Annotated in this window: 11 protein-coding genes; 1 reads left to right on the top strand and 10 read right to left on the bottom strand. The window is 31.8% G+C overall.

Annotated elements, in window-relative coordinates; translation table 11 throughout:
- Nucleotides 1-168: 168 nt before the first annotated feature.
- The 7 genes from AC1DKZ_RS16075 to AC1DKZ_RS16045 form a co-directional block, all read right to left on the bottom strand.
- The gene (locus tag AC1DKZ_RS16075) at nucleotides 169-1,107 is read right to left on the bottom strand and encodes a glycosyltransferase family 2 protein (protein ID WP_002130144.1); all 939 of its coding nucleotides are present in this window, start codon (nucleotides 1,105-1,107) and stop codon (nucleotides 169-171) included.
- A 92-nt stretch (nucleotides 1,108-1,199) separates the two neighbouring features.
- Nucleotides 1,200-3,872: a YfhO family protein gene (locus tag AC1DKZ_RS16070; RefSeq protein WP_002184474.1), complete on the bottom strand. Its 2,673-nt coding sequence runs from the start codon at nucleotides 3,870-3,872 to the stop codon at nucleotides 1,200-1,202.
- Between the two features lie 322 nt (nucleotides 3,873-4,194).
- Nucleotides 4,195-5,616, bottom strand: coding sequence for an oligosaccharide flippase family protein (locus AC1DKZ_RS16065; protein WP_002184476.1), 1,422 nt, complete (start codon nucleotides 5,614-5,616; stop codon nucleotides 4,195-4,197).
- A 93-nt stretch (nucleotides 5,617-5,709) separates the two neighbouring features.
- Nucleotides 5,710-6,690 carry a glycosyltransferase family 2 protein gene (locus AC1DKZ_RS16060; RefSeq protein ID WP_476996573.1) on the bottom strand — a complete coding sequence of 327 codons (981 nt, stop codon included), beginning with the start codon at nucleotides 6,688-6,690 and terminating at the stop codon, nucleotides 5,710-5,712.
- 231 nt (nucleotides 6,691-6,921) lie between these two features.
- A complete protein-coding gene (locus AC1DKZ_RS16055; RefSeq protein WP_002143937.1) occupies nucleotides 6,922-7,266 on the bottom strand; it encodes a DUF2304 domain-containing protein in 345 nt (114 codons plus the stop codon).
- 6 nt (nucleotides 7,267-7,272) lie between these two features.
- Nucleotides 7,273-8,001, bottom strand: a complete 729-nt coding sequence (locus AC1DKZ_RS16050) for a glycosyltransferase family 2 protein (protein WP_000021472.1) — start codon at nucleotides 7,999-8,001, stop codon at nucleotides 7,273-7,275.
- Nucleotides 8,002-8,219: 218 nt separating this feature from the next.
- Nucleotides 8,220-8,732 carry an acyl-CoA thioesterase gene (locus AC1DKZ_RS16045; protein ID WP_000412118.1) on the bottom strand — a complete coding sequence of 171 codons (513 nt, stop codon included), beginning with the start codon at nucleotides 8,730-8,732 and terminating at the stop codon, nucleotides 8,220-8,222.
- Between the two features lie 366 nt (nucleotides 8,733-9,098).
- On the opposite strand from AC1DKZ_RS16045, the gene AC1DKZ_RS16040 reads away from it, so the two are divergent.
- Nucleotides 9,099-10,412 (top strand): ArnT family glycosyltransferase, encoded by a 1,314-nt coding sequence (locus AC1DKZ_RS16040; RefSeq protein ID WP_002184478.1) that lies wholly within the window; start codon nucleotides 9,099-9,101, stop codon nucleotides 10,410-10,412.
- Between the two features lie 91 nt (nucleotides 10,413-10,503).
- Here the strand turns inward: AC1DKZ_RS16040 and AC1DKZ_RS16035 are convergent, their stop codons facing one another.
- The 3 genes from AC1DKZ_RS16035 to AC1DKZ_RS16025 all read right to left on the bottom strand — a co-directional run bounded on the left by AC1DKZ_RS16035 (nucleotide 10,504) and on the right by AC1DKZ_RS16025 (nucleotide 12,561).
- Nucleotides 10,504-11,205 (bottom strand): methyl-accepting chemotaxis protein, encoded by a 702-nt coding sequence (locus AC1DKZ_RS16035; protein WP_002184479.1) that lies wholly within the window; start codon nucleotides 11,203-11,205, stop codon nucleotides 10,504-10,506.
- 97 nt (nucleotides 11,206-11,302) lie between these two features.
- Nucleotides 11,303-11,800, bottom strand: a complete 498-nt coding sequence (locus AC1DKZ_RS16030) for a protoglobin family protein (RefSeq protein ID WP_476996572.1) — start codon at nucleotides 11,798-11,800, stop codon at nucleotides 11,303-11,305.
- Between the two features lie 128 nt (nucleotides 11,801-11,928).
- Nucleotides 11,929-12,561 (bottom strand): trimeric intracellular cation channel family protein, encoded by a 633-nt coding sequence (locus AC1DKZ_RS16025; protein WP_002016412.1) that lies wholly within the window; start codon nucleotides 12,559-12,561, stop codon nucleotides 11,929-11,931.
- Nucleotides 12,562-12,998: the final 437 nt, after the last annotated feature.

Raw genomic sequence — 12,998 nt, 5'->3', positions numbered from 1 at the left:
TTTGAATTTCGTTAAAAATAATTTTACCCATTCTCCGTACCTCATTTCTATCGTTGGTTCCATTATAACGAGGTTTTTTGATAAAAATACACAAAAACCCCGAATCATGGGGCTTTTTTTAAGTGTCCATGATTCGGGGTACAGTTCAAGGTAGAAGTAACTTTTTTATTATGCTTTTTGTTTGACTTCACTAACTTTCTTTTCAGCTACAATAAAATGTGGTCTACGTTTTGTTTCATAATAAATGCGACCGATGTATTCACCCATAACACCTAGGAAAATGAGTTGAATACCACCAATAAATAATATAGCGGAAATTAAAGTGAAGTATCCTGGGACTTCAACACCACCAACAATAATTTGAATAAATGTAGTAATTACGTATAAAATCCCTAAAATAGTTGTTAATAATCCAAGATATATAGATAGTCTTAATGGTTTATTATTGAATGAGATAACACCATCTATTCCGTAATTTAACAATTTAGAAAAAGTCCACTTACTTTCTCCATCAGAACGTAATACATTTTCATATCCAATAATTAGTTCATTAAATCCAATCCAGGAGAATAAACCTTTTGAGAAGCGATTGTATTCGCTTAAAGATAATAGAGAATCAACAGCTCTTCTACTTAAAAGTCTAAAATCTCCAATGCCGTCTACTAGTTCAATATCTACAAACTTATTCATCACTTTATAGTATAGACGAGAAACGAAAGAGCGAACGGGTGAATCACCTGTTCTTGTTCTTTTTGCAATAACTTGGTCGTAACCTTCGTTATATCCTTCTAACATTTCTTTTATTAGTGTAGGAGGATGTTGCAAATCGGCGTCCATAATAACAACTGCATCACCTGTAGCGTATTTTAAACCAGCTAACATAGCGGCTTCTTTGCCGAAATTCCGACTAAATGATATATAATGAACAGCTGCATCTGAATTTGCCAAATCACGTAGAATATTTAATGTATCATCTTTACTACCATCATTTACAAAAACAAATTCATAATCGGTAGTTAATTTATGAATTTCTAGAGAAGTCTCTGAATAAAAGGCTCGAAGCATCTTTTCTTCATTGTAGCATGGTACGACTATTGAAAGAGTCATTTTTGACCCTCCTTGTTTATAATGGTTAAAACGTTATTTAATATTTTTTATGAAGCTATCCGCTTTGGATAGCTTCATGATTTATTGAGTGCTCATTGCTGCTTTTTAAAAGGCAATTTTCGGCGTCCTTTTTGATTTGTAAAAACTAGTAAGGCTACACAAATAATTAGTGAAATAATTGATATAATCATACCTAATTTAAAGTAAGGTGTAACATAAGTCATTTCGATTACATGTGCTCCTTTTGTAATTGGTACGCCAATAAAGGCCGAATTTGCTTTCGTGAATTCTGTTTCTTTTCCATCAACTTTTATAGTCCAACCTTTACTATATGGAACAGATAAATATAGTAATCCATCCTTTTTTGAGTTGATTTCACCTTTTAAATAGTTGTTTTTATAATAAATATTTTGAAGTCTATTTTCAGTTAGTTTTTTTGTTTCTTTTTGTACACCCTCGTAATTTACGATATTTGCTTGTAAGTCTTCAAGTTCGTATTCACCTGGCGCATCAATAGAAATAGTTAGTTGGTCTGGGCGATCGTCTTTACCTAAATTATAAACAAATCTTTCTAAAGGATATGAGTATGCACCAGTGTCTTCACCTTTCCCCATATCTTTCCCGTTAACTACTGCATGGAATGAACCTTTATTTTTTATCTTTAATTCTACAATTAAATCTCCAGGAGTATTAGGATAATTTATAGGTACAATCATATTTCCATTGCCGTGGACAATGAGTTTATTATTCTCTTTTTCCATATTTTCTAGTTGTACTTTTTCCATATTGATAGATACCGCTTTTGAATTAAGGTTCTTTTTATCAAAATGAGTTAATGAAAAGTCTTTTCCATTATTAACGACTACAGCATGTAATAATAATTGGTCACGCTGAGCGAAGTTTAATTTAGAAAATTCTTCTTCACTTATACCAGAATCATATACATACCCTAACGGTAAAGCATAGTCATTTTTGTAAATATTATATGGTCCTACTTGTTTTAATAGTTTATATCCATATGGGATATTTTTTTGATCTGTATCAGCGCTTAGTACGCGATATTTTACACCTAACATATTTTCAAGTAGTAGTCGACTATCAACTTGGAAGAACATCGAAGGAGTGTCGAACCCTTGGAATACGTTGTATTTATTTTTCATAAAGTCATGAACATAATAATTAATCAAGCTTTGGTACGTACTTGTACCATGATAACCTTGTAACATTGGTGTGTTATGGGCGCTACCTGGGTTAAGAATACGATAAAAGTCCTTATCATATTCTTGTATATAACGAATGGCAGCAATCTCATCTTTGTTATCATAGCCAGATACATGTAAAGCTTCTTTTGTAGCATTGCTTTGTCCGAAAGCGGTACTAAGTATATTATTAGCATACATGTAATTCATGGAAATTGTACTAACGAGTACGTTCACTACAACTAAAAATTGTATGAAAGGTTTAGAAAGATAACGCCATAAACATACTGTAATGAGAGAAAGAACGATAGTTCCGATTAAAATATTGTCAACTACCTGTAAAGGTTTATCACTTACATTTATATTTACTTTTCTATAAAATGCATAAATGAATAATCCTATTGATACTAATGAACTCATTATATAAGGTAATTTATGTTCTTTCTTATGAACAATCATCCAATCTAAGATGTATGCTATAGTTTGAGCAATTACAAATACAAATAAATAAAGCCATCTATATTGCATTGCTGAGAAACCATTAAATACAGAGTATGTATACGGAAGCATAAACAGAATGAACATGAAAAATGTAAAGAATACTTTATTTTTAACAAGTTTATCACGTATAAACATTCCAAATATGATTAGGAATAAAATTAAAGCTGGTAAAGCTAATTGATGATTTTCAGCATCATATACGAAGAAGATAGTTTCCATTAGATCTTTATAAAATGTATCTTCAAAGAATAAAGGTATATCAAATTTCTTCGTTAACCGATCCGCACTAAATACCGCATTGACTGATGGAATAAAGCAAACTGCAGCCAAGCCAAGTGATAGACCGTATAATAATCCAATTTTAATATAATAGGCTAGAAAAGAGACGATTGTTTTATTTTGCTGTGTGGCAAAGTATTGGAAAAATGCGTAAATGAAAATGAAAATACTTGTAATAAAAGCAAAATAAAAGTTCGATGCTAACATTAAAGTAGCAGCTACTAAGAAAAGTCCACGTTTCTTTTCTATAATATATTTATCAAGTCCCCATATTACTAATGGTAAAAATACGATGGCATCAGCCATGAAATCCCAAAGTAATGAATGGCGCATAAAAGTAATACATCCACCATACATAATAGCAGCAATAAAAGATGAGAAGACTGTTTTCTTATGATAACGTAAAGAACCATACATGAATAACATAGCTAAAAAGTTTTTTAAAATACTCATGTATAATTTCATATCATAGATTTGTTCAATATTTAATTTAGGAAGTAACAGCGTAATCCAGAAGAACGGCGCTGTACTGTAATAATAACTAAACTCTCCAAATAAATCTCCACCTAATCCATAATCAAAAGACCAAAAAAGATTACCATCTTTAAAGGCATGTTGCAGGAGAAATGTAAAGAAACCAAATTGGCTTAATGCATCACCTGTACCAGAAAAGACTTGATTAGATGTTAAAAAGAAATAATGAAAAGCAAAAGCACACAATAATAATATCGGAATAATCATTATAGTTTTCTTTGAGAAAATCTTATTGTTCGGCTTTATGCTCATAAAAATTTATAATCCTCCTTCGAAAGTTGTTACATATAAAAACACACCAATTATGAAGGTGTGTTTTTTAGTTTTAGCATAAAAAAATATATATTTTTGTTGTATCATATATATTTTACAAGCATTGAGTTTCATAGTTTACTTGTAATTTAGTATAAAGCATTCTCAGAAAGTAAGTCAATTTGACATGGAATATATAGCATTTTTAACCACTGAAAATTCGAGAATAATGAAGTGCAGTCTTCAGAATTTATGTTCTGTAAATGATGGTATATAAAAAGCCAAAAGCTTTTCCATTCTTAATAGGAAAAGCTTTTGGCTTTTAAGCGTTTTTACGAACTAATTTTTTATTTACAAATCCTAAAATCAACCCGCGTATTTGTGGATCAATTGCAAGGCCAATAATACCGTACAATATACCAGTAAGTGTTAGAGCTACCAGTGGTGGTAAGTTAATTAATACTGTGCGGTATAGGGCGTAACTGATTATAAATGCTAGTGTATTAAATACAATCCCTTTGAATAGTAATGTAAATCCTTTACGAACGAATAAAGTAAATCCGATTAATAAAGTAACCTCAGTAATGATAGCAGCTACCGCAGCTCCCATCATTCCAAATTGGCCACCTAATACGATGTAACTTACGATAGCGACAGCTAATCCAATTCCCATCGTTGTCGCACGCTTCCACTGTTGACCAATAGTTGTTAAATTATCAGCAAGTGGATAGTTGATAGATTGTAAAATAACCATAAAGGCTAAAATTGCAAGAGCATCACCGGCTGGTGCATATTGTTCACCTAATAAAGTAACAATCCAAAAGCTTGGATCAGCGATAAATGGAATGGAGATTCCCATTCCTAAGAAAGACATAAGTTTTAATTCGAACTGTGATAGTTTTCTATGTTCATCAATATTCTTTTCATTTCCAAAAGCAAATAACTTTGGATAAAAGGCTGCTGCAATTACACCAGGTATTTGATAAAGGACAGCAGGTATTTTAGAAGCAGCTCCAAAGAATCCAACTTGCTCATACGTTGAAACTTTTTCTAATATAATGGGCCCTAACTGTGGTAAGAGCATAATGATAATGCCATTGATTGTGAAAATGAGCAATTGATCTAAAATGCCTTTATCCCAGCCCTTATGAACTGTTGTATGGCGAATTACCATTATAAAGGCGATGAGTCCTGTTACGAGACTGGATATCCCGTACATGGCAGCAACCATCATAAGTGACCATTTAAAGGACATTCCTAGTAGAAGAGCAGCTGCGGCTGTTACACCTTGTATTACAGAAATAATCGCTGTAAATTGCATGCGTTCTGTTACTTGGAAGTAAGCCATCCCAACACCTTGTAAAGTGGCTCCAAACATTGTCGGCAGTACAACCCAATATACCATCGCACGTAAGTAAGCATCAGGATAGAAGAACTGAGCGAAAATAGCGAAGAGCACAGAAATTACGATAGCTAATACTAAACGAATACGTAAATAACTACTAATTAGTACGCTAATGTTAGCGTTGCTTCTCGTTCCTTCACGCATAAATGTATGTGTCAAACCTGCATCTGTAAAATAACAAATAACAGCGGAAACTGCTAAAGCAGTTGTAAACATCCCATACTCTTTTGGTGAAACATATCTTGCAAAGAAAATGGTCGCAATAGCAAGTACAAATCGAACAGTAATATTTCCTACAAATAGGTAGGAGGCGTTTTTAAGGATTTTATTTGTTTTCATGGAACAAGACCTTTCTATTTTTCAGGACGCACTTCGTCCTATTTGTAAATTTGATTTGTTTACGGAAAGTATGTTTAAAAGCGTATTCTTTATTTAAGAAAACATAAACTTTATTCGTACAAACCAAAGCATTGCGTATAGCTTTTTGCTTCGTTTTCCATTTTTCGAATAAATTTTGCGACAATATTTATTTATATCGCCCTTGATTAATTGAACTTGTGATTTATCTAACTTAGAGCTTCCTTTAATGTATATACAAGCATTGTTAATGACTGTATATGGGAATAGATAAATTTCAAGGATTTCAATAAGTTCTGTAGAATCATTCACGATTAAGTCTTTTGATTTATTATGAACCCAATCCTTCATTCGATTAAACACTTCTAATTCTTTTGCTGTTTTTAATTCATAATCTTTATACTTTGAAGAAAGATTCCCTTCGGATAAGATTCGATAATATGTTAAATATTCATCTACATAGCATACATTTGTAACGCTCATTAATTTAAATAGAAATTCTAAATCTTCTCCCCAGCTACACCCTGGTGTGAAACGAATATTATGATCCATCACGATAGATCTTTTGAAAATCCAAGTGCTCGTCTGAGCAACAACTTGATGCGTTAAGAAAGCTTTTGTCATATCACCTTTAATAAAGTTTGTCGTGTGCTCAACTTTTTCACCAGTCTCTTCGTAAAAGTTCATATAGCCACAATAACAAGCGTTCATGTTGTTTTTATGCATGCTTTCAACTTGTTTTTCGATTTTTGTTGGATGCCATAAATCATCACTATCAAGAAAAGCAACATATTCTCCGCTAGCATTTTCAATTCCTGTATTACGAGCAACTGAAACGCCTTGATTTTCTTGTGGGACGTATTTTATTTGTCCGGGGTACTTTTGTACAAGGTTTTTTACGATGGAAGGTGATTGATCTTTGCTTCCATCATCTACAATTACAATTTCAATGTTTTTATATGTTTGATCTAGTATTGATTGCATTGTTTCTTCAATATATTTTTCCGTATTATACAGAGGTATGACAACGGAAACGAGTTGTTTTTGTTCCATCATAGAGTTTTTATCTCCTCAAATTTTTTATGTTTTGTACCATATATACAAGTCTTTTGAAAGGAAGAAGACTACAAGAACATCTGTATAAGTTTAACGCATATAAACTTTGTAAATCAACTTTCTATTGTGGTACCTCGTATAATTAGAAAGAAATAATTTGAAATGATAAAAGCTCCTGAATTTTTCAAGCAAAATTCAGGAGCTTTAGTATATTAGTATTTAGTTAGGAAGTTATTCCTTATCTGTTATCTTTAATTTTTGTTTTAATAATGCATAATCTTGCGTTAATGTTACAAGTTGATGGTGTAATTTGGAGATTTTTCTCGTCAGGTCAAAAATTAAGATAAAACAGAATAATAGTCCGAATAAGAATAAAATAGACGGAGGATATTCTACGTTTAATAGTTTTCCAATCCAATTTATAATTTTATCCGTAGAACTTAAAATAGCCATTGTAATACAAACGAAAATCCATAAAATAGCATATTTTGTTTCTAAAGTCCCACGACGAATGGAATTAATAATTGAGAAGAATAGTAATAAAATAAAGATGAATGAAAAGGTAATTATATGCATTCATTATCAACCTTTCACGATTTTTTGCATCAATATAGCAAGACTCACCTTAACCATGTAATATGCAGATTTAAGGGGAGTGATGGAAGATTGTCCACCTTGTCGCTCTTGCATATTTACAGATATTTCATTAATGCGAAGTTTTTTCTTTTTTAAATGAATAAGGACTTCTGGTTCTGGATAATCTTTTGGATAATTGTGTGCAAAAATCTTAATTACTTCTCGATTGATAGCACGATACCCAGAAGTTGGATCCATAAATGTTTGTTTTGTTAGTACTTTCAATAGAGCGGTAAAATAAAAAATACCGATTCTTCGGGAAATACTACCTTTATATGCTGTTTTTTCTGTAAAACGTGAACCCAGCACCATATCGCATTGATCCTCGGCAATAGGCTGTATGATTTTGTATAAATCATCAGGATTATGTTGTCCATCAGCATCGAACTGAATCGCAATATCATATCCGTTCTCATAAGCGTATTTATATCCAGTTTGTACAGCTGAACCGATACCTAGATTATATGGTAAATTAACGAGATGAACAGGGAAATCTTTTACGATTTGAGCTGTTTTATCTTTTGATCCATCATTAATAACGCAAATGCTTAATGCTGTAAAATGCTGTTTTAGTTCTAATAATCTTGTTAATGTATCTGCAATTGCTTCTTCCTCGTTATACGCTGGAATAATAATTAACGTTTTTGGTATTGAAATTGGTACCTCAATAGACATTACCGCACCATCCCTTATATACTTAATCATATTATGGTTATTTTTAAACGAACATTATTTAATATACCATTAATAGCATAACAAAATAAAGGAAAAGCTGATGGGTGATTTTAGGAAACAGGCATCGAATAAAAACGCTAAGGTGTAACACTTTATTATAATAAAAAATACATGCAAGGAAGAAAAAACCTGTGCATGTATAATATAAAATCCTAATGTTACATATTCCAAGGCTTACTTAAAGTTAACACTTCAGCCATTTCTTTACTTTTCAAACGTCCTTTTTTTCTATTTTCTGCACGCTCTGAACCAGTTGTATGTAGCCAATGTTCTTCCTCTGTTTCAGGAATTACTTGTGGTACAGATGAAGGTTTTCCGTCTTTTAATGCGACAAATGTAATGAAACACGTTGCGGCCATTCTACGCTCGCCTGCTAGTAGATCCTCTGCAATTACTTTTACGAAAACTTCCATTGAAGATTTTCCTGTATAACATACGAATGCTTCATAACAAACAGAATCTGCTTGGTGAATTGGAGTTAAAAAATCAACGGAATCGATAGATGCTGTCACGCAATGTTTGCGGCTGTGTCTCGCAGCTGCAATTGAAGCTATACTATCAATTTCTGCTAATAATTTCCCCCCGAAAAGTGTTTGGTGATTATTTAAATCGTTAGGAAAAACACGTGTTGTTTTAATTGCCTTTGATTCTCGCATGAATTTCTTTTCCATATATTCATCCCCTATTTTCTGTTTTCAATCAGAGTGACATGTGTAAGTGGAGTACCCATATTAGATATTTAATGAAGTAAAGTGTTCCAAAAGAGGATTATCCCACTATTTGCGGGCTAATAGTCAGTGGGGGATGAACAAAACCCCCGTGGATTAAAGTTTCACTTTATTGAAATTTCTGTATTTGTATTCATGTAACTGAAAGAAAATTTATCATATATAAAATGTAGTGTAAAAGAGGATTCGCTTACATTGCAAGTGAAAAAGTAATGACTATGTATTTGTCATAGAAATTCCCTATTAACCTTGTGCTTATTCATGATAGAATCGTTTTGTTATGAATGGAAATAGAGGTGCAATGGACATATGAATCATATAAGAACAAATTTTTCGTCTTTCTTCAGTAAAATAATGATTGGTGCGATGCTCGCATTTTTTGCCTATAGTTGTTGGTCGGCTTTTGAAACAAGTAAGCAATTTTTTGGAGGAAGTACAACAAGTATAACAATTGTATTAGTGATTTTTGTTATTCTTATTTTGTTAGTAGCATCAATTTTGCAATATCGTTTTACAGATAAACAATTTCTTGTTTTTCTTATAAGCATATCTACAGTTGTAAGACTTATCACAGTTCTATTTGTAGATGTTCCAATGATAGGTGATATGAAAGCTATGTATGAGTCTGCAAAGCAGATTGCAATTGGCAATAATATAGAAAATATAGCACAGTTACCTTTTATTATTTATGAATCGATCATCATTCGTATATTTGGTGATACGGTATTCGCTTTACAATTATTTAATATTTTATTTTGTACAGGAACTGCATTTTTCATTTATCGCATTGCGTCAATGGTCTTTGGAGAAGAGTGTGGTCGTATTGCATCAATGTTTTACGCTTTATATATTCCAAATATATTTATGAGTTCTGTATTAACGGCGGAATCACTCGCAATATTTTTATTTTATTGTGCTTGTTACATATTTTTATATAAGGGATTAGACCATCCTTATATGTGGGTAATTTCAGCTATTTTATTTGCGCTTAGCAATATGATTTTCCCAATGGGGTTATTTTTACCTATTTTTATAGTTGTATATGTGCTGTTAATTGAATTATTTCAATCAGCAACGAAACAAAAATTACTATTAAAAATGATGGGAATACTTATTCTGTTTTATAGTACTCATTTTGGTGTGAGCTATGGTATCAAGATGATGGGAATGTCACAGTATACGATTTCTAATCAGACTTATGTTCAATCTGTTTTAATTGGAAAAAGTCAAAATGAAGAAAAAACATCCAAAAATAAAAGTGTAAAAGAGCACATTGATCAAGAGTTAAAAGAAATGGAAGTAGAAAGATTTAAACTGTTAAAACCAGTTATTAACCAGCTTTCAGACGAGGGAATAAATTCTATTATTTTTAAATGTGAAAAGCTTATATATATAGTGGTGACATTATTTATGGCCATAGCTTTATTACATTTTCTAATTAAGAAACAGCAAAATGAAGGATATATGTTGTTTGTATTATTAATTACCGGATACGTGTCGTTAAGGCTCTTCCGAGTAGATATGGCATATTATAATATTATTATGCCAGCTTTGTTTATTTTACAAAGCTTTGGTGTTTATATGAGTTATTTTTATTGCCAAAAAATATTTTTCAGAAAATAAAAGAATCCATTTTGGATTCTTTTTTTGTAGATGGATGATAAGGATGAATGCAAAGCGGAGATGAAGAATCTCCACTTTATATCGATTCGTCTTATCGGTTTAGTTCTAGTTGTAAATTATCCGCTGTTAAGGCCATTGTTGAGGAATCGTCTTGAATACTCTTCATTACTTGTGAGATAGTCTCTAATTCATTTTCAATTTTTTTATTTTGTTCTTTAGAGTTAGACATATCTTTTACGATTTCTTGGAAATATTGATCTGTCGCATGCATACTATCTGTCCCTTCAGATACGAGAGAGCTTATTTGTTCCACGGAAGAAGAGACGTGTATAATTTGTTCATTAGTTTTTTCAACGAGTTTTGTAACGTTGGAAATTGATTCTTTCGTTTGCTCTGATAACTTTCGGATTTCTCCCGCTACGACTGAAAAACCTTTACCAAATTCGCCAGCACGTGCAGATTCAATAGCGGCATTTAATGCTAGTAAATTTGTTTGCTCGGCGATTGATTTTACAATATCAATGATTTCGTTAATTTTGTTAGAAATATCAAGAAGTTCATGAGTATCAGTAATGATAGTTTCCATATTCGTTTGGATGCTTTCCATTCGTTTGTTTTGCAAATTTAATTGTTCTTTTCCTTTATTGGCCTTTTCTTCTGATGTCGTAGCTAATGATGTACCTGTTTTTGCAATTCCTACGATACTTTCTGATTTAGATGTTAACTGTTGAATAGAAGAGCTTGTTTTTTCAGATACTGCCGCTAGTTCTGTAGCAATATGTGTAATCGTCATAGTTGTCAGTTCTTTTTCTTTTTCATGTTCTTTTTGGATTCTTTCATATTCGGATTCATAAGCTGCAATAACAAGTTCTTGTTTTAATATGAATAATTTATTCATTACGTTTATATAATAAGAAAAAATCGTCTATCGTTGAAATTTTCGTTTGCAAAATCTTTATGACGGAGCGGGATAATTCTTGATAAGCAGCGGTATACCATTTTCTATGTAAACCAATTTGTACGTGCCTTTTTGCAATTCTAACACGTTGTTCAATAAAATCTTCATTCATATTCCCGTTGAACAATTCTTTAATATGTGTCTTTAAAGTTTGTTTTAATTTGGGAATAGAGCTGTAGCGTTCAATAACAGCAATTAAATTAGGTTGTTTTGTGATGTTGGTGTAGAATTTTTCTGTTATCCAATCTATTTCCTCATAAATAAATGGCTGTAATACTTTAACAATTTGTAAATCTTCCTTTGAAATATGTAGCATATCCATTTGAGTTTTTAGTTCAGAATTAGCAGGCACGTTAAATATGATTTGTTGGCCTTTGCTTAATTCAATTATACTGGTGTTTGTTTTATTTCTTTTAAAAACCCCAAGCATCATTCTTCCCCTTGTTTATAAAACATTTTCATTTTTTTATTCTAATGTAATTATATTATTTTTATATGCAATTACTCTATAGTATATGGAATTGTATATAAATTAAGAGAATTCTATGTAGAATTCTCTTAATGGCCTTTATTAATTTTTGCATGTGTTTTAAAGAAAACTGGGAAATGTACATTATATATTACGGTGACTACACGAATAACGAATGTTATTAATAAACAGACATAGAAAGCTAATATGTGTGCCCCCATTGCATGTGTAATTAAGAAACTAACTGCTCCTAGAATAGAAGCAATTGCATATATCTCTTTTCGGAATACATACGGGATATCTTGAGCGCAAATGTCACGTAAAATACCGCCCCCAATACCTGTAATAACTCCCATTGAAACAACTAAAAACGAGGCGTCAACGTGATGTGACATTGCTGCATTTGCACCAATAGCTGTAAATACCCCTAAACCAACAGCATCAGAAAGCATAATAACGACTTGAAGTTTATTAATGCGCTCAAAAAACATACATGTGAATAATGCTGATAGTACACTTACGAAAAAGTAAATGGGTTTTACAAATGCGACAGGAGGCAGGTTACCAATCATAATATCACGAATAATACCGCCGCCGAGCGCAGTAGCTACAGCTAAACAAAGGACACCAAATAAATCTAGATCTTTTTTTAAACCAACTAATGTACCAGAAATGGCAGCGGCGATAATGCCAAGAAACGTAAATATATCGATTAATAACATGGCTTTAATTCCTTCCTCTTAAAGATGTTCCAGAGAAAAAATATACACTAAAGTTTTGGAAATAACAATTACTTTTCGCTACATGTAGAAAAATGGATAAAATAGCTAAAGAAAGCGTTTGAAAATGCTTGATAAGTAGCAATAAAGTAAAGCGAAAAAGTGTGGAAAGATTAATAGTATAGTTTTTTGATGTAGCTTAGTTGGAGGGATGGTACAATAAGATAAGTCCGTTTTGTACATTTGTATAAAATGATAAAAAAATATTTCTGTACGGTCGAAAATAAGTGCATATGTGTTAGATAGTTTTTATAGGGATAGGGAAGGATAGCTAAAGGACAATGTTTTCGGTTACTAATAATGCTAGACTTGACTAGTTTCGGCATGAAAAATAGTTCTCAATTTAAATATGAGTTATGCTATAATTGCTAGGTGTGTTT

This window comes from Bacillus sp. 05T21, from assembly GCF_056396785.1.
This window is presented reverse-complemented; position numbering and strand designations above follow the sequence as displayed.

Excerpts from the sequence above, each read along its gene's own strand:
- AC1DKZ_RS16075 (WP_002130144.1), bottom strand. The coding sequence starts at position 1,107 with ATGACTCTTTCAATAGTCGTACCATGCTACAATGAAGAAAAGATGCTT.
- AC1DKZ_RS16070 (WP_002184474.1), bottom strand. The coding sequence starts at position 3,872 with ATGAGCATAAAGCCGAACAATAAGATTTTCTCAAAGAAAACTATAATG.
- AC1DKZ_RS16065 (WP_002184476.1), bottom strand. The coding sequence starts at position 5,616 with ATGAAAACAAATAAAATCCTTAAAAACGCCTCCTACCTATTTGTAGGA.
- AC1DKZ_RS16060 (WP_476996573.1), bottom strand. The coding sequence starts at position 6,690 with ATGATGGAACAAAAACAACTCGTTTCCGTTGTCATACCTCTGTATAAT.
- AC1DKZ_RS16055 (WP_002143937.1), bottom strand. The coding sequence starts at position 7,266 with ATGCATATAATTACCTTTTCATTCATCTTTATTTTATTACTATTCTTC.
- AC1DKZ_RS16050 (WP_000021472.1), bottom strand. The coding sequence starts at position 8,001 with ATGTCTATTGAGGTACCAATTTCAATACCAAAAACGTTAATTATTATT.
- AC1DKZ_RS16045 (WP_000412118.1), bottom strand. The coding sequence starts at position 8,732 with ATGGAAAAGAAATTCATGCGAGAATCAAAGGCAATTAAAACAACACGT.
- AC1DKZ_RS16040 (WP_002184478.1), top strand. The coding sequence starts at position 9,099 with ATGAATCATATAAGAACAAATTTTTCGTCTTTCTTCAGTAAAATAATG.
- AC1DKZ_RS16035 (WP_002184479.1), bottom strand. The coding sequence starts at position 11,205 with ATGACGATTACACATATTGCTACAGAACTAGCGGCAGTATCTGAAAAA.
- AC1DKZ_RS16030 (WP_476996572.1), bottom strand. The coding sequence starts at position 11,800 with ATGCTTGGGGTTTTTAAAAGAAATAAAACAAACACCAGTATAATTGAA.
- AC1DKZ_RS16025 (WP_002016412.1), bottom strand. The coding sequence starts at position 12,561 with ATGTTATTAATCGATATATTTACGTTTCTTGGCATTATCGCCGCTGCC.